1 protein-coding gene is annotated in these 276 nt (G+C 39.1%); it reads left to right on the top strand.

Annotated elements, in window-relative coordinates:
* The coding region (locus tag AAEY79_RS14775; RefSeq protein ID WP_352289102.1) for an FtsX-like permease family protein at positions 1 to 276 on the top strand (276 nt) is incomplete at both ends.

Raw genomic sequence — 276 nt, 5'->3', positions numbered from 1 at the left:
ATATTGTTTCAAGTTTGGTAATGCTGGTAACCGATAAAAAAGCCGATATTGCTATTTTAAAAACCTTTGGTGCGTCACCGCGCTTGATTACGCAAGTGTTTATGGTACAAGGCGTGGTTATTGGAGTGATTGGAACAGTTGCTGGCACGATATTGGGTGTCATATTCGCGCTAACCATCAGTGATATTCTGGGCTTTATCAATCAAAGTTTTGGTTTGCATTTATTCGATGCTTATTTTATTAATTATTTACCCTCACAGCTGCGCTTGGTAGATG

Source organism: Psychrobacter sp. GW64-MNA-CIBAN-0177 (genome assembly GCF_040309585.1).
Taxonomy (GTDB): Bacteria; Pseudomonadota; Gammaproteobacteria; order Pseudomonadales; family Moraxellaceae; genus Psychrobacter; species Psychrobacter okhotskensis.
The sequence above is the reverse complement of the archived record's forward strand: the minus strand, read 5'-3'. Positions and strand labels throughout refer to the sequence as shown.